We start from the raw sequence: 16,435 nt of genomic DNA on the forward strand, positions 1-16,435 counted from the left end.
AATCCCCTCGGCCAGGCGTCACCTGTCGAGAGCGCCGGCCAGGCGCCGCGCCTCGGCGACCAGCCGGCTCGACCCGCCGCGCGCGGCGACTTCGGCCAGGCCGGGCACGTCGATCCGGGCACCGGTCGCGCCCGCCGTCTCCGCCGCCAGGCTCAACAGGTCCGGGGTGCCGCGCGGTGCCTTCGGCGAAGCCAGCAGCGGGGGCAGCGCGGCGGCGAGCAGGCGCCAGATGCTGAGCGGTGCACCGGCGGCGGCCGCGTCGCGCAGCGGCTGCACGGCGCGGTTCGGCGTGAGGTCACCGACGGCGGCGAGGGTGCCGAGGTGGGCTCCGACCCGGGGGGCGTCCAGGTCGCCGGCGGCGGCCAGCATCAGCAGGGCGTCCACGGTGGCGACCCGGTCGGACTCGTGTCGGGCGCCCAGGCCGTAGGCGAGGGCGAGATCGACGGCGGGACCGCCGTCGCCGCCGCACTCGGCGAGCAGTGGCAGGATCGCGGCGCCGCCGGACACGTCCTGGTCGGCGCCGCTCGCGATGTCGGGCAGCGCGTACGCCGCGACCAACCCCCGGTAGCCGGGTAGCACGGCCGGCCAGAGCCGGGCGGCGTCGCCGACGTAGCTCTCCACGGATCCGGCCGGCACGGTGAGCAGGCCGAAGGGGTCGTCGACGCCCTCCGGCGGGCTGAGGGCCACGTGGGTCCGCTGTTGAGGCGGTTCGTCGTACCCCCGGTAGTAGCTCTGTCGGCGCTCCTGGCGGGGCAGGATGACCACCTGATGGTCCGGCGTCGGCAGACCGCCGGCCCGCAGCCATCCGGCGAGCCGGTCACCGGCGGGCGTGCCGAGCGCCGCCGCCCTGGCCGCGAGGGGCTCGTCGACTCGCGCGGGCAGCCGCAGCAGGGCCTGCGTCAGGTCCACTTCCCACGCGTCGCGCTGGCCGAGCAGGGCCAGACGGTCGTAGAGCACCTCCGGGTCGATGGCGCCGTTCGCCGTGGTCGGGGCCGCGAGCAGACCGGGGTGCTGGGGCGCGCCGACGCGGTCACCGATCTCGGCCAGCCGGGCGCGTAGCAGCCGATGCGGCGGGGGTACCCGTGGATCGCGGGACGGTCCGCCCGGCGTGCGGCGTCGCAATGCCGCGAGCGTCGCGGCCCACCGTCCCCGCCGTGCGCCCGCCTCGACCGGGTCGGCCGCCGCGTGCAGCACCCCGCCGAGGAGACCGCACAGGCAGCACGGATCCCACGGGTGTTCCTCCGCGCTGGTGCGGTGCCGTCGCAGCACCGGCAGCAGGGCGTCTTTCAGTCGGGCCCGGTCGGCACCGGCGAGGCGGACCACCGCGTCGAGGACCCGTTCCAGACCGGACGCCGTCGTGGGGCCGCTGAGCAGGGAGGCGGCCTCCTCCGCCAGCTCGTCCGGGTCGGTGATGGCCGCGGGCGCGGGCAGCGGTCCGGCCGGTGGCGGCAGGTCGTCACCCACCACGCCGATGACGACCCGTGCGGCGACCACGTGCCCGTGCCGGGCGGCCAGCGTGCCGGCCCGGTCGCGGATGTCCGCCGCCGGATGGTCGACAGCCGTCGCGACGACCTCGGCGATCTCCGCCGCCCGGTCGGGGTGCCGGCGGGCGAGCTGGTCCAGCCAGCCGAGCTGGGCGCGGACCAGCGCCTTGTCGGGCCGGACGAGGACGGCCCGCGACGCGTCGAGCAGCCCCTCGACCTCCACGCCGTCGAGAACCCGCAGCGTCTTCTGCGCCATCGACGCCACGTTGCCGGGGGCGTCGGCGAGCAGACGCAGGTAGTCTCCGCGACGCCTGTCGACCTCGCCGGCGGTGGGCTCCAGCAGGCCGTGCAGGGTGACGAACGCGCGCAATGCGGCCGGTCGGTCGCCGCGCAACAGCCGGCTCACACAGCCGTCGAGCAGCATCGTCCGGTCCAGGCGGCCCTCGCCGGCCAGGCGCGTCAGCGCTCGCGGCAGGGCGTGATCCTCGTCGGTCATGAACTCGTCGAAGGTCATCCGCGTCCCGACGCCGTCCACCTCGAACAGGCGCGGCACCAGGGCGTCGAGGAACACGTCCGCCCGGAGCCGGTCCACGAGCGGGACCGGTCGCTGCGCCTCCGGCGGCCACGCCATCAGGGCGAGCCACCCCTCGACGAACTGGTCACCGGTGGGCGCCGCCGCCTTCTCGGCGGCGACCAGCTCGGCGACGAATGCCCAGCCGTCCATCGGGTCGCCCCGGCGGAGCCGATCCGCCAGCCGGGTTGCCAACTCGGCCAGCCAGGGCACCCCGCGCGCCCGCGCGACCTGGACCACCAGCTCGGCGTCGGCGCCCCGCAGCGACACGTTGCGCCGGCCGAGCAGCTCGGCCGTCGCGGCGGCGGTGGGCAGGCACCCCACCGCGGTCACCGCCAGGGCCGTCGCCGCGGTGTTCCACCACCAGTTGTCGCGCCGCCGGCGCACGTGGGCCACCAACCCGTCGGCGAACGACCGCCGTCCCTGCTCGTCGAGGCCGGTGACCGCGTCGACGGCCGCGCCGACGTCACCCCGGGTCAGGAACTCGTACGGATCGCTCACGCCCCGACCTCCACCGAAGCGCCCACCATCGTCGTGGCGAGCGCGTGTTTGCAGGGCCCGCGCTGGCCGCGGTGTCGCGCCCACCAGGGGCAGGAGCAGGTGTACGAGCCGTCCGGCCGGCGGCGGACCCGGTAGACCTCGTCGCCGTGGCGTACGGTCGCCGCCTCGCCGTCGGGGGTGACCGCGCCCGCCTCGACAAGCGCCCGCGCCCCGACCAGCCGAGGATTGTCCCGCTCGGCACGGCCGGCGTCGTAGGGCAGCACCCGGTGGAAGTAGCCCTCTTCGGCCACGTCGAAGCCGACCCTGCCGGCGGTGCCCAGCTGGGTCAGCGCCGCCCGGACCCGGTCCGCCGAGATCCCCGCCGCGGCGGCCATCGCGTGGACGTCGATCGTCGGCTCCCAGGACAGCAGCGTGGCGACGAGCGCGGCGTCGTCGGCGACGTCGTCCGAGGCGAGCGCGGTCAGCGCGCCGCCCTCGCCGGAGAAGCCCCGGTAGGACTCCGGCGACAGGGTCAGCGACAGCCGCAGCGCGCCCGTGTCGAGCTCCCACACGCTCGGCAGCGGCGGCGACCCGGCCGCCGCCGGTGGCCCGTACACCCGCAGGGTCTTCGCGTACCGGAGCAGCCCCCGCAGCGTGGTGAGCCGTCCGGCGCCGGCCAGGCACACCGCGCCGGGCACCGGGCGCGAGGTCAGCCGCAGCGAACGCCCGGCCGGCACGACCCAGAGCACCGACCGGTCGTTACCCGCCGGCAGTCGGCGCAGGAAGGCGACCGCCTCCGCCGCCGGGACCTCCGCCCGCCGTTGCATGGTCGTGGCGATCAGATGGACCTCGGCGAACCCCCGCAGCCACCGCCCGGGCAGCGGCACCTTCTTCTCCACCACCGCGCCGTCCAGGGTGGACACCGTCAGGTCATCCGGCCCCACCGACAGGTGCAACGGGTCGATGCCACCCACCCGGGCCAGGGCCTCCCGCAGCGGCGCGTTCACGTCGACGTTCGTTGTGCCGTGCTCGACGATGTCGCCGTCGAACCCGGCCGGCACGACGTCCAGCCGCGCGTACACCCCGCAGCAGCCGGAGAACGACTCGAAGCGCATCCGGTCCCGGCTGCCGGTGACCACCGGATCGAGGCTCGCCGGGCTGACCGGCTGGTGGTAACGGGTCCGGGCGACTTCGGCGACCGCCAGCAGCCCGGCCGCTGCCGCCTGCGGAGTTGTCAGGAAACCGGAGAAGAACCGCGGGTTGGTCGCGGGCCCGCCGCTGGTCTGCAACGCCAGGTCACCCCGGTGCAGCGTGGACGGCTGGCGATAGCGGTAGGTCTGAAGGGCGCTCACGGTTGCAGAACCTACGACCGACCCCCGACACCCTGCCGGCCGTACCCATCGGGTGATGCCCTCCGGTGGTCCTCCTCGGACGGCCTCTGGCCTCCCGCGGGCATCGGCCGGGTCGACCGGCGGGGATACTGAGCGGGTGCGCGAAGACGACGTACTGCGGGGCATCGCCGCTCGCGTGGCAGCTCGCGACTACAGCGATGACGTGTCGATCCACCCCGGCCACCTTGACGCGGACGGCACGTGGATTGCGAGTCCCCTGCCCGGGGACACCAGGTGGCTTGTGGTGCGGGGGTCGCAGGAGCATCGTGCCGCGCTGGCAGCCGACGCCGTCGACCCGTTGCCGCCGCTCGCGCCTGCCTCCGCGCAGGCGGTGGACGATGCGGAACGGGTGCTCGGGCACCCGCTGCCGCCGCTGCTTCGACGCATCTACCTGGAGGTCGCCAACGGCGGCTTCGGTCCCGTGTTGGGCGTCGCGGGCGGTGGCACGGACGACCTCGGGCGTACGGCGATCGACCGGCTCAGCCCTCGAGAACCCGCCGGCCTGCTGCCGATCGCCTATTGGGGATGCGCGATCTACTCGTATGTCGACTGCCGGGGTCGGGGCGCGATGATGTGGGGCTTCGACCCGAACTCGGGCCTTGGCGAGCACTCGTTCTACGCGGAGGGGATCTCTCTCGTGGATTGGCTCGACGGGTGGCTCACCGGGAGCCTCGAGCAGCCGCACCTCGAACCCGATCAGACGCGTTCGTGGAGCGGGACCACCTCCGAGGGAGCGAGCTGACGCAACTCCTGCGGCGGCCGGCTCGTTGGTCCGTCGGGGCGGATGGAGGCGGACGATGGCGGCGGGGCGGGGTGCCGAGCTGCTGCGTCCTTCCAGCAGCGCGGGCCGCGCGACGTTCCTCGAGCTGTTCTTCGACCTGGCGTTCGTGGTGGCCGGAGTGTTGGCCCTGGTCGCACTGCTCGACATGCTGCGCGGCAGGGGAGCGCCGTTGGAGCCTCCCGCCCCGCCGATCGGGCGGGAGGCAACCGACGTTCGCGACCCCGAGGCGTGACCCGGGGCCGTCGCTACAGGCCCAGACTCCGCAGGGTCGGCACGGTCTTGCCCACCCAGGCGAGGGCGGCGTCCTCGCGGGCGCCCTGGGTGCGCTGTGTGCCGGCCAGGAACCACAGGAAGTAGGTGGTGTAACCGGGTGCGCTGACCACGGTGTGGTAGCCCTCGGGCATCATCTGCATCACATGCTCGCGGATGGTGACGTTCTCCTCGTACCCCTCGTCGGTGTAGACCCGGCTGATGCCGAACCCGTCCGCCGGGTTGACGCGGTAGTAGTACATCTCCTCGTGTGCGGCCTCGGCGGGCAGGTCGTCGACCTTGTGCCGGTGCGGCGGGTAGGTGCTCCAGTTGCCCGAGGGCGTGTAGGTCTCCCCGACGATGAGCCGACGCGCGGGCAGGTCCGGTTGGGCGACCTCGGTGAGGATCTGGTGGTAGTCGCGGCCGAAGTTGGCCGCTCCCCAACGGCCGGTCGCGACCTGCTCGGGCGCGATGACGTAGGGGTCGGTGGCCAGGTCGCTGGGGGCGCTGGGGAGGGCGATCTCCACGTCGGTGACGGCCTCGACGGTGATCGAGGAGCCGGCCGGGAGGTAGACCGAGTGCGGCTTGCCGGAGAACACGTCCGGGCGGCTGCCGACCTGCGGGAAATGGTGGTCGGCGACGGTGAAGTTGGCGGTGCCGCCGAGGATGACGGCCAGGATCTCCCGGTCACCGGACTCGCCGGTCCAGGACTCACCGGCCGACAGCCGCAGCAGGGTGAAGTCCAGCAGCCGACAGGGATTGACGGGCAGCGTGTTCCGGCCCTCGGCGGCGGGAATGGTGCAGTGGTAGCGGTAGTCCATGGTCACCTTTCACAGGATGCGGGGCGGTGCGGGTCGGTCGGGGTGCTCACCAGGGGCTGGTCCAGCCGGGGATCGTGGCGCGGGTGAGGGCTTCCAGGTAGAAGTAGTCGCCCCACAGGGTTCCCTCGTCGACGCCGACGTCCTTGGGTTTGTCGTAGACGCCGTGCAGGATCAGCGCGTTCGAGCCCGGCTGACCGCCGGTGGAGTAGTGGTCGATGAGCGAGCGCAGGATCTCGGCGGCGGCCGTGCGGTACCGGCCGGCGCTGGCCGGGTCGGTGAGGTTGTCGGCGAGTTCGAGCAGGCCGCAGACGGCGATGGCCGCAGCGGAGCTGTCCCGCTCCTGGCCGCTGCCGTCGCCGAACTCCAGGTCCCAGTACGCGACGTGGTCCGCGGGCAGGTGGGCGAGGAAACGGTCGGCGCAGGTCATCGCGGCGGCGAGCAGCGCGGGGTCGCCGAGGTGCCGGTGGTTGAGGCTGAACCCGTAGATGCCCCACGCCTGCCCGCGCGCCCAGCAGGAGTTGTCGGCGTGGCCCTGTTCGGTCTCCCCGCGCAGCGGCGCGCCACTGGCCGTGTCCCAGTAGAAGGTGTGGAAGGTGGTGCCGTCCGGACGCAGGATGTGCTGGCGCAGTTGCGCGGTGTGCCGACCGGCCGCGGCGGCGTAGCGGTCGTCGCCGGTGGTCTGGCTGGCCCAGAAGAGCAGCGGCGTGTTCATGAGACTGTCGATGATGGTGCGGCCCCGTTGGCGGGGGTCGTTCAGGTCGCCCCAGGCCTGGATGATTCCGGCTGGTTCGAGGACGCGCGTCATCAGGTGGTCGGCGGCGGCGAGCGCCGCGCCTCGGGCCCGCGGATCGTTCGTCCGGCGGGCCGGGGTGACGCAGGAGAGGGTGTAGAGGAACCCGAGGTCGTGGGTGTCCAGGTCGACGCCGCGGTCCACCCGATCCGCGAAGCTGTCCACGTGCGACAGTGCGGCCCGCAGGTGGCGGTCGTCACCGGTCAGGTCGTGGGCCAGCCAGAGCTGGCCGGGCCAGAAGCTGGTGGTCCAGCCGACGTTGGCGCCCTCGGGTTGGCCGGCGCTCGGTGGCCGCAGCGGGTAGCGGTTGGCGTCGGTGGTGTCCGCGGGGTACCGGTCGCCGAAGGTGGCGATGTTCGCCTCGACGGTACGTATCGCGGCGGCCACCGCGGCCGCCGTGGCCTCTGCGTCGGAGCTGGGACGGACGTCGGTCGCCGTCATGGATGCTGTTCTCCCTCGTGGGTCCGGTCCGGTGCCGGGCGGGTGTGTCATCGGCGTCCCGGCTCGGTGGCCGGGACGTGTGGGTCAGGCGCGCTGGGGTGCGGCCGTCGGTGGGTCGAGGGCGGCGCGCAGGGTGAAGCGGCTGTTGGCCCAGACGACGTAGAGCAGCGGCGCGGCGGCGAGGCCGAGCGCGATCGCGGGGCGGGCCGCCAGGAGTTGGGCGAGCAGCACGAGCACGAGCAGGGACACGGCGGTGAGGTACCACCGACGCACCGCCAGGTACACGCAGGTGCGGGCCACCTCGCGCAACCGCGCGGTGGGCCGGTCGGCGAGGGTCACCAACCCGAGCAGCGCGGTCGCGACGGTGAGGACGATCAGGGTCGCCAGCACCGGCAGGGCAAGTGCTCCGACCCGGTGGCCCCACGCGGCACGGGCGTCGACGGCGAGCACCACCAGGGCGGTCATTGCCGCCGCCGTCCAGAGCATCGCCGGCCGGGCGGTGGCTCGCCAGGCGCGGCCGTAGGTGCGCAGCACGCCGCCGGTGTCGCCGGCCGAGTAGGCGGACATGACCGCGAAGGCCGCGCAGAGCCCGGGCGCGCAGAGCGGGGCGGTCAGCGCGTACAGCGGCCAGGACCGCGCCGCGTCGGTGGTGAACGCGAGCGTCACCAGTGGCAGGCAACCGAGCACCAGCAGCAGGTTGGTGGTGAGCGCGACGTAGACCCCGTCGAAGACGGCGGTGATGGTGTGGTGGCGCGAACGCACGGGCCTCAACCCTTCAGTCCGGTCGAGGCGACGCCCTCGATGAAGTAGCGCTGGCCGAGCAGGAAGATGACGGCGACGGGCAGCACGGACAGCACCGAACCCGTCATGATCAGCGCGTACTCGGCGTTGTACTGGGAGATGAAGGTGTTCAGCCCCAACTGGATGGTGCGCAGTTCCGGACTGCGCAGGTAGACGAGCGGGCCGAGGTAGTCGTTCCAGGTGGTCGTGAACATCAGCAGGGCCAGGCTGGCGAGCGCCGGCCGGGACAGCGGCAGAATGATCCGCCGGTAGATGCCGTACTCGCTGAGCCCGTCGACACGCGCCGCTTCGCTGAGTTCCTCGGGGATCGTCTCGTAGAACTGCTTCATCAGGAACACGCCGATCGCGCCGAACGCCTGGATCGCGACGATCGACCACAGCGTGTTCGCCAGGTGCAGCTTCGACATGAGGATGAACTGCGGGATCATGTACGACTGCCAGGGCACCGCGATCGTCCCGACGTACGCCAGGAAGAGCAGGTTGCGGCCGGGGAAGCGGACGCGGGCGAAGCCGTAGGCCGCGAAGCTGCCGGTGAGCACCTGCAGGAAGGTGACGATCACCGACAGCAGCAGGGTGTTCCACAGCCACGTCGTCATGTCCGAGCGCTGCCAGATGTCGACGTAGTTGCGCCACACCACCGGATCGGGGAGCCAGGTGATCGGGATGGTGAAGACGTCGTTGTTCGTCTTCAACGACGCCACCACCATCCAGAAGAACGGCAGCAGCAGCCCGGCCGCCGCGAGCACCAGGGCGGCGTACCCGAGGATCCGCCCGCCCAGGGACCGGACCCGTCGGCGGGGCGCGCGGTTGCCGGGCGCGGCGAGGGCCGGGGTGGGCAGGGAGAGGTCGGTCGCGGTCATCAGCTGTTCCTCCGCTTGTTGACCATGAACTGGATGACCGTGATGCCGAAGCAGATGGCGAACAGGACGATGGAGACCGCCGATGCGTAGCCGAACTGGTTCTCCTCGAAGCCCTTCTGGTAGATGTACTGCGAGAGCACGAGTGTCGACTGGCCCGGTCCGCCGCCGGTCATCACGAGGATGAGGTCGAAGACCTTGAAGCTTTCGATGGTGAGCAGCACCGTGACGAAGAACGTCGTGGTACGTAACCCGGGGAGGGTCACGTGCACGAACCGCTGCCACGGTGAGGCGCCGTCGGTCTCGGCCGCCTCGTAGAGCTGGGCCGGGATGGTCTGTAGGCCGGCCAGGAACAGCAGCATGTAGTAGCCCATGTACCGCCAGGTGCCGACGATGATGACCGCCGGCATCGACCAGGTCGCCGACGCGGTCCAGCCCGGCGGATTGTCCACACCGAGGGCGCCGAGGAGAGCGTTGATCGGGCCGTACTCCGGGCTGAACAGCTGGTTCCAGACGACCGCGATCGCCACGATCGAGGTGATGTAGGGGAAGAAGGCGATGGTGCGGAAGAACCGTACGCCGCGCAGTTTGCGGTTGAGCAGCAGCGCCAGCCCGAGTGCTGCCGCGAGGGTCAGCGGGATGTGGAAGACGGCGTAGTAGACGGTGTTGCGCAGTGCGGTCCAGAAGCTCGCGTCGTCCCACATCCGCCGGAAGTTGGCGGTGCCGGTCCACTCGGCCACCCCGAAGACGTTCCAGTTGGTGAACGCCACGTAGAACAGCACGACGACGGGTAGCAGGGTGAGCAGGGCGAAGCCGAGGAAGTTGGGAAGGATGAACGACCAGCCGGCGACCGTGTTGCGCGACACCAGCCGCCGGTTCCTGGGTCTCGTGCGCGGCAATGTTGCCATAGGGAGTCTCCGGAAGCGTTCAGCATGACGGCGGGACCGGCGTGCGGCTCAGGCGCGCCGGTCCCGCCATCAGCTCACTGGTTGAGGACTTCGTTCTTGGCGCGGGTCTGCGCCTTGCTCAGCTCCTCGTCGACGCCCTTGCTGTCGGAGAGGATCGCCGAGTGCGTCTCGTTGAGAAGGTTCTGCAGACCGGCGGTGTGCTTCGACACCGGGTTCTCCGGCTTGATGGTGTGCTTCGAGTAGGCGAACTTCGACAGCTCGTCCTGCGGTACGCCGTCCAGCCCGAACAGCGACGTGGTGACCGCGTCGGTGACCTGGGCCGGGGTGATGCCGATCCCGGCCAGCGCCTTGCCAGCCTCCGGGCCGGCCGCGTACTTGAGGAAGTCCTTGGCCGCGGCGGTCTTGGACTTGCTGATCTTCGGGTTGATCCCCAGGCCGGTCGGGTCACCGAAGGTGACAGGCGTGGCGGAGGTGCCGGTGGTGGACTTGTCGAACTGGGGCGCCGGCGCGATGCCCCACTGGAACTTGTCGGCGTCACCGGTCTTTCGCTGGTTGAGCAGCGTGGCCACGTACCAGGTGCCCATCAGCAGCATCGCCGACTGCTGCTTGCCGAACTGCGCCTGGTAGGTGAGCTTGTTGGTCTTCGCCGTGCCGAACGTCGGCTGCGCGCCGGACGCCTGCAGGTCCAGTGACTTCTCGTAGTACGGCTTGAGGAAGCCGAAGTCCCCGGAGAGCAGGTCCGCGTTGGGGGTCTGGGCGAGCGCGAATCCCTGCACCGTCGACTGGAAGGTGTGCTGGTAGGCGCCTGTCGCGTTGGAGCCGGCCCCCTTCAGCCCGGTGTGCAGTCGCTTCGCCGCGTCGGTGTAGTCGTCCCAGGTCCAACTGCCGTCCGGCGGCGTCACCTTCGCCTTGGCGAACAGGTCCTTGTTGTAGAACAACACCCACGAGTCCTGCCGGTACGGCACCGCGTACGCCTTGCCGTCCACCTGGTACGACGCGAGCCCCGGGGTCGAGCCGAGACCGGAGGCGGCGTCGGAGACGTCGAGCAGCTGGCTACCGCTCTGGTACGTGTAGAAGTTCTTGAGGTTCTTCATGACGTAGACGTCCGGGGCGGTGCCGGCCGCCAGGTCCGTGATCATCTGGGTGTCGTAGTCGTTGCCCGGGGCGTACTCCTTGAGCTCCACCGTCACGTTCGGGTGGGTCGCCTTGAAGCCGTCGGCGAGCGTCTTGAACTCCGGCGTGGACGACAGGCTCCAGCCGGCCAGGGTGATCGTCACCGGGGCGTTGGGGTCGACTGGCTCGTCGCCGCCGCCGCAACCGGCGAGAACAAGTGTCAGGGCCGTCGCGGCGCTGATGACGGCCGGTATCGCACGCTTCATCCCTCTCTCCTTCAGGTCAAGGGCCCGGACGGGCCCGCACTGCTACCAGGCCGCTGGGGTGGGCCGGGCATGCTCCGTGTCCAGACGGGACGACGTGCTGATCCCGTCGGGCCAGTCGACCGCCAGGTGGAGGCCGTGGCCGTCCTCGTCGACCACGGCCTGGCATGCCTGCCCGCCCGTGGTCACCGGCGTCCTGGACAACTCGGTGAGGGCGGCGACCCATGCACCCGGCCGGACGGGGTGGTCCAGCCAGGGCACGACCAGCCCGCCGGCCAGGGGCCCGCCCTGCGGGACGGCGGTGACGCCGGCCGTTCCGCCGCCGTGCACGCTCTCCAGCCTGCTGGTCAGGCCGGCGGCGGTCACGGCCGCCACCCCGCCGCGGAGGTCGGTCGTCGCATCCCCGGCGATGGCCCAGCCGCCGACGCGCAGCCGCAGCGCAGCGGCCTCGACGCCGTCGGCGAGGTCGTCGACGCGGGTCAGACGCAGCTCCCAGGGGCCGCGGACCAGCGAGTACACCGTGAGGTGCCCGGCCGCTCGGGACCGGCCCCGGAGGCCGCCGCCGTGATCGCGTTGACCCGGATCCGGATCGACCCAGTGGGCGAGGGCACGTGACCCGGCCACACCCACGCCGTCGGCGTCGACGCGCACGGTCAGCAGGCGCATGCCGGCGCGGTGGGTGACCCGACCCGCGTCGTCGACGAGAGTGACGGACTGGTCGAGCGGGGTGGCCCAGCCGCTGTCGTCGAGGACGGGGGTGGTGGCGGTGGAGTAACCCAGTCGGGCGTAGAGCGGGGAATCCGAGACGGTGGCACCCTCGACGGCGTGGTCGGTGCCGTGGTTGACGACGCGGACGATCCCGTCGGCACGGGTGCCGGAGACCAGCCAGCCGGGCGCGTGTATCGCCCGTACCGTGTCCCGCTCCCGCACCGGCAGCGGCTCGTCCGGGGCCGTCCAGACCGGATGGTCGGCGGGTAGCGCGATGCCGAGCAGGCCTTTGCAGGCCCAGTACGGCGAGCCCGGCCCGGAGTACGACTGCGCGAGTCGCGGCCACGGCCCGTGCCAGCCGAGGGTGAGCAGGCCGCGCTCGTCCGGGGCGCCGTTGGCGACGAAGTGGCGCACGATGCGGGTGGCCGCGCCGCGCAGCCGGCCGAGGCTGACCGAGGGCACGCCGGCGATGGCGCCGACCCAGAACGGCGCCGCCGCGGCGAAGCGGTAGGTCAGGCTTCGCCCCTGGATCAACGGCGACCCGTCGGCGCCCACGAGCGCGACCGCGTCGCCCAGGAAGCGGTCGAGGCCGGCCAGGTCCCGTTCGCGGCGCGGCTCGGCCAGGTCGGCGGCGCCGGCCATGCGGGCCCACAGCGTCGGGTAGAGGTGCAGGGCCCAGCCCACATAGTGGTCGTAGGCGCGCTCCGGCCCGTCGGACATCCAGCCGTCCCCGCGGACGAAGCCGTCGTGCGTGGTCAGGTCCTCGTTCATCTCGTCGAGCGAGTGCGGCCCGCCCACCGAACGCAGGAACGTCTGGACGACCAGCCGGAACCAGACCCAGTTGATCCGGGGGTACGTGTCGTCGCCGACCGCCGGACGCAGATAGTCCACCACCCGCTCTCGCACCGCCGACGGCAGCCGGTCCCAGATCCACGGGCGGGTCAGGTCCAGGACCAGCGCGATGGAGGCGGCCTCCACCTTGGCCTGGGGGTGCTCGTCCAGGCGCACCCAGCGGTCCGGAGAGCTCGGGTCGGTGCCGGCGGCGAGGCCGGCCGCGTACCGGTCCACGAGGTCGTCCACGCCCACTCCCCGGGCACCGGCGATGCGGAAACCCGCCAGCAGGAAGGTGCGGGCGAAGCCCTCCAGGCCGTCGATGGCCCGCCCGTAACCGCCCTCCGGCCCGGGAAAGGTGACCAGGGCGTGCCCGGGTGACGCGTACGGCCGGGTGGCGGCGAGCATCCGGTCGGCGAGGGCCAACCAGTCGTCCCGGCTCCAGGTCGCGGCGGTGGTGGCAGCCGGGTCTGTCCCCGGTGCCGGCCAGCCGGCCGTCCCGAACGTCATCCGAGGTCCTGTCGCATCGAAACGTCTCCGTGGAAGGTGGCGAGCGGGGCGTGCCCCTGAATGTGACGCGCAGGCATCCGCAGGGTTTCCGAAGTAAAACGCTCACAACAGAGCAAGTCAATGCTTCTCCTCGACCGATGTGAACACACCTGATCAAAAGAACGCACGTTGCGGCCTCGATGGGCCGTCCCCGCAGGACCCCGACTGCCATAAGTGCTCTGATACGATCAAAATCGTTCAGACTCGCTCTACCAGTCCGAGGGGCCATGACCGTCGCAGAGCGCTTCGCGGGCCCTCTGGCCGCGGCCTGGCCGGGCAACCGCACCGACCTGCTGGCACGGGCACTCGCGCCACCGGACCGATCGTTGCCGGTGCCGCCGGCGCGCGAGCGTGCCGTGTGGGCGCACCCGCACCCACCCACGCTACGACAGCTGCGCAGCCGGGCCGAGGACGACCTCGCCGCCCCCTGGCCACTCCCACTGGCCCACCAGTACGCCCGGTACTTCCGCGACGGCGAACGCGACGCGTACGAGCAGTTGGTCTTCGCCCGGCAGCGACGCCTGACCCGGGCCACCGTGCTCGCCGCGGTCACCCTCGATCCGACCTGGCTGGACGAGGGGGTCGACGGCGTGACCCTGCTGTGCGAGCAGAGCAGCTGGTGCTGGCCGGCGCACGACGACACCCACACCGTGCACGGCGCGGTGCTGCCGACCGTGACCGATCCCTACCTCGACCTCGGCGCGGGGGAGGTCGCCGCTCAACTGGCCTGGGTCGACCACCTGCTCGGCGAGCCGCTCGACGCGCACGCCCCCGGCCTACGGGCCCGGATCCGGCACGAGGTCGAGCGGCGCGTGCTCACACCGTTCGCCCAGCGCCGCGACTGGCACTGGCTCGGCCTCGACGGCGACGTGCACAACTGGAACCCGTGGATCCACGGCAACGTGCTCGTCGCCGTGTTGCGCCTGGTGGAGGACCCAGCCCGGCGCGCCGGGCTGGTCGACCTGGTCATCGAGGGGCTCGACAGGTACGTGGCGTCACTGCCCGCCGACGGCGCCATCGACGAGGGCTACGGCTACTGGTGGAACGGCGCGTGCCGGGCCCACGAGGCACTCGACCTGCTCGCCCACGCCACCGGTGGCGCGCTCGACGGTGCGCCGGCCGACGCCCTGCGGCACACCGTCGCCTTCCCACACCGGATGCACCTGGGCGGCGACTGGTACCTCAACCACGCCGACGGTTCGGCCCGGCCCTCCGGGGGCCAGCCCTGGCACGCCCTGCACCGGGCCGCCCGCCGGGTCGAGGACTCCGACGCGTTGGCGCACGCCGCGGCGCACCGCCGTCCCGACGCGCCCGTCGCGGACGAGGCACACGGCCTGGGCCGGCTGCTGCGGGCGTTGACCGACCCGGCGTGGATCTCCGCCACCCCGGCGTCACCACCGCTGCCACGCGACGTGTGGCTGCCCTCCGTGCAGGTGCTGCTCGCCCGCGCGGCGGCCGGCAGTCCCGACGGGCTGACCCTGGCGGTCAAGGGCGGACACAACGGCGAACACCACAACCACAACGACGTCGGCAGCTTCGTGGTGGCCCTCAACGGGGTGCCGGTGATCGTCGACGCCGGGCGTCCCACCTACACGGCGCAGACCTTCGGCCCCGGTCGGTACGACATCTGGACCATGCGCGGTGACTGGCACAACGTTCCGCGCGTCCGCGGCACCGAGCAGGCGCCCGGCCGCACCCACGCCGCCCGGCACGCCACCGCCACGACCGGCGGCGCCGACGCCGAGTTGCGTCTGGACCTCGCCGGGGCGTACCCGCGCGCGGATGTCCGGCACTGGTGGCGCAGCTCCCGACTGGAGCGCCAGCGTGGACGGGTCGTCATCGCCGACGCCTGGGAGTTCGACCCCCCAGAACCCGGCCAGGCTGCCCCGCCGACCCACGTCCACCTGCTCGTCGCCGGCCAGGTCCGGCTCGGCGACGGCCGCGCCGAGGTCACCGCGCCCGACGGCGCCGGCCGACTCGGGCTGCGCTGGCAGCCGGCATCGGCGCCCTGCGCCGCGACGATCCGGCAGATCACGGACCCCCTGCTCGTCGACGTGTGGGGAGAACAGCTGACCCGGCTCGCGATCGACGTCACCGCGTTCGGCCCGGCCGGCGAACTCGTCGTCATCATGCAAGAGCTCCCACCGCACGAAGCGTTCCTCGGAGGTCCCCCATGACCAAGGACAATCCCGTCGTCACCACGGCGGAGTCCTCCCGCGGGCCGCTTCAGGTCGTCCGCCGCCAGCAACTGTTGGCAGCCCTGCACCGCGACGGCTCGATGCGCGTCTCCGACCTGTCCCACGCGCTGGGCGCCGCGCCGGTCACCATCCGGCGCGACATCGCCGAGTTGGCCGCCGAGGGGTTGGTGCGCCGCGTCCACGGCGGGGTCGCCCTGATCCTGCCCGACGACGTCCCGGCAGCAGACGAGGCACCGGCCGCCGGCCTGGACCCGCTTGTCGGGCGCGCCCTCGGCATGCTCGTGCCCTCGTTGGACTACTACTGGCCGGACGTGGCGCGCGGGGTCGAGGGAGCCGCCCGGGAGCTCGACATGCGCGTGGTTCTGCGCGGATCCTCCTACGACACCGAGGACGACCAGCCGCAACTGGCCCGCCTGGTGGAGCGGATGGACGTCGACGGGCTCATCATCGCGCCGAGCATGGACGCGCCGAGCGCCGAGCGCACCATCGACTGGCTCGACCAGGTCGGCGTCCCGGTCGTCCTGCTGGAACGTACCGCCACGGTGGGCAGTCACCACGCGGTCATGGAGTCGGTGGTCACCGACCACGCGCTCGGCGCGGCCATGGCCGTACGCCACCTCACCTCGCTCGGACACCGCAAGGTCGGCCTCGTGCTCGACGCCAACAGCCCCACCAGCCAGCACGTGCGGCGCGGCTGGCTCGACGCCACGACCGAGTGCGGCCTCGACTCGGACGCCACGGTGGTGGCCGTGGCACCCGACGCGCGGTCACCGGAGCGGGACGCCGTCCTCAACGACGTGCTCGACAGGTGCCGGGCGACCGGGACGACGGCGTTGCTCGTGCACGCCGACGCCGAGGCCATCGCGCTGGTGCAGCACTGCGAGGAGCGGCACCTCTCCGTCCCCGGTGACCTGTCCATCGTGGCGTACGACGACGAGGTCGCCGGGCTCTTCAGCCCGCCGCTGACCGCGGTCCGACCGCCCCGACGCTCGATCGGACGGGCCGCCGTACGCCTCGTCGCCGACCGGCTCGTCGACCCCGGCCGCCCCACCCACCGGATCGTCATCAGCCCGTCACTGCGGATCCGGGGTTCGACCGCGCCGCCACGCGCGTAGGTTCCCTTTCCGTCCTCGGCCACCGGCGCAGGACATGGCACGATGGCCGTGTCCTGCGCCGCCGGTGGCCGGGCGCGACACGTA

General features: G+C 72.5%; 13 protein-coding genes. 4 read left to right on the top strand and 9 right to left on the bottom strand.

Annotated elements, in window-relative coordinates; translation table 11 throughout:
* Positions 1 to 18 precede the first annotated feature (18 nt).
* The gene (locus ACPXBU_RS01200) at positions 19 to 2,556 is read right to left on the bottom strand and encodes a hypothetical protein (protein WP_425755729.1); all 2,538 of its coding nucleotides are present in this window, start codon (positions 2,554 to 2,556) and stop codon (positions 19 to 21) included.
* Positions 2,553 to 3,887 carry an SWIM zinc finger family protein gene (locus tag ACPXBU_RS01205; RefSeq protein ID WP_425755731.1) on the bottom strand — a complete coding sequence of 445 codons (1,335 nt, stop codon included), beginning with the start codon at positions 3,885 to 3,887 and terminating at the stop codon, positions 2,553 to 2,555. Before ACPXBU_RS01205 ends, ACPXBU_RS01200 begins: the two co-directional genes overlap by 4 nt.
* Positions 3,888 to 4,023: 136 nt before the next feature.
* Here ACPXBU_RS01205 and ACPXBU_RS01210 point away from each other — a divergent pair, with 136 nt between their 5' ends.
* Entirely contained in the window at positions 4,024 to 4,668 is a 645-nt protein-coding gene (locus ACPXBU_RS01210) for a hypothetical protein (protein ID WP_425755733.1), read from the top strand.
* A 55-nt stretch (positions 4,669 to 4,723) separates the two neighbouring features.
* The gene (locus ACPXBU_RS01215) at positions 4,724 to 4,939 is read left to right on the top strand and encodes a hypothetical protein (protein WP_425755735.1); all 216 of its coding nucleotides are present in this window, start codon (positions 4,724 to 4,726) and stop codon (positions 4,937 to 4,939) included.
* 13 nt (positions 4,940 to 4,952) lie between these two features.
* On the opposite strand, the gene iolB is transcribed toward ACPXBU_RS01215, so the two are convergent.
* The 7 genes from iolB to ACPXBU_RS01250 all read right to left on the bottom strand — a co-directional run bounded on the left by iolB (position 4,953) and on the right by ACPXBU_RS01250 (position 12,999).
* Entirely contained in the window at positions 4,953 to 5,777 is an 825-nt protein-coding gene (gene iolB, locus ACPXBU_RS01220; protein WP_393369096.1) for a 5-deoxy-glucuronate isomerase, read from the bottom strand.
* Between the two features lie 46 nt (positions 5,778 to 5,823).
* Positions 5,824 to 7,008 carry a glycoside hydrolase family 88 protein gene (locus ACPXBU_RS01225; RefSeq protein WP_425755737.1) on the bottom strand — a complete coding sequence of 395 codons (1,185 nt, stop codon included), beginning with the start codon at positions 7,006 to 7,008 and terminating at the stop codon, positions 5,824 to 5,826.
* A gap of 84 nt (positions 7,009 to 7,092) precedes the next feature.
* Entirely contained in the window at positions 7,093 to 7,770 is a 678-nt protein-coding gene (locus tag ACPXBU_RS01230) for a hypothetical protein (protein ID WP_425755739.1), read from the bottom strand.
* Between the two features lie 5 nt (positions 7,771 to 7,775).
* Positions 7,776 to 8,669 (bottom strand): carbohydrate ABC transporter permease, encoded by an 894-nt coding sequence (locus tag ACPXBU_RS01235; protein ID WP_425755741.1) that lies wholly within the window; start codon positions 8,667 to 8,669, stop codon positions 7,776 to 7,778.
* A complete protein-coding gene (locus ACPXBU_RS01240; protein WP_425755743.1) occupies positions 8,669 to 9,532 on the bottom strand; it encodes a carbohydrate ABC transporter permease in 864 nt (287 codons plus the stop codon). The genes ACPXBU_RS01235 and ACPXBU_RS01240 overlap by 1 nt, the downstream gene beginning before the upstream one ends.
* A gap of 116 nt (positions 9,533 to 9,648) precedes the next feature.
* Positions 9,649 to 10,953, bottom strand: coding sequence for an ABC transporter substrate-binding protein (locus ACPXBU_RS01245; protein WP_393368328.1), 1,305 nt, complete (start codon positions 10,951 to 10,953; stop codon positions 9,649 to 9,651).
* Between the two features lie 42 nt (positions 10,954 to 10,995).
* On the bottom strand, positions 10,996 to 12,999 hold the full coding sequence (locus ACPXBU_RS01250) for a DUF2264 domain-containing protein (RefSeq protein ID WP_425755744.1): 2,004 nt from the start codon (positions 12,997 to 12,999) through the stop codon (positions 10,996 to 10,998).
* A gap of 266 nt (positions 13,000 to 13,265) precedes the next feature.
* Here ACPXBU_RS01250 and ACPXBU_RS01255 point away from each other — a divergent pair, with 266 nt between their 5' ends.
* Together ACPXBU_RS01255 and ACPXBU_RS01260 are read left to right on the top strand one after the other, a co-directional pair.
* Positions 13,266 to 15,215, top strand: coding sequence for a heparinase II/III domain-containing protein (locus ACPXBU_RS01255; protein WP_425755745.1), 1,950 nt, complete (start codon positions 13,266 to 13,268; stop codon positions 15,213 to 15,215).
* Positions 15,212 to 16,351: a substrate-binding domain-containing protein gene (locus tag ACPXBU_RS01260; RefSeq protein WP_425755746.1), complete on the top strand. Its 1,140-nt coding sequence runs from the start codon at positions 15,212 to 15,214 to the stop codon at positions 16,349 to 16,351. Before ACPXBU_RS01255 ends, ACPXBU_RS01260 begins: the two co-directional genes overlap by 4 nt.
* Positions 16,352 to 16,435 lie beyond the last annotated feature (84 nt).

The sequence above is a fragment of the Micromonospora sp. DT231 genome, assembly GCF_049847025.1.
Taxonomy (GTDB): Bacteria; Actinomycetota; Actinomycetes; order Mycobacteriales; family Micromonosporaceae; genus Micromonospora.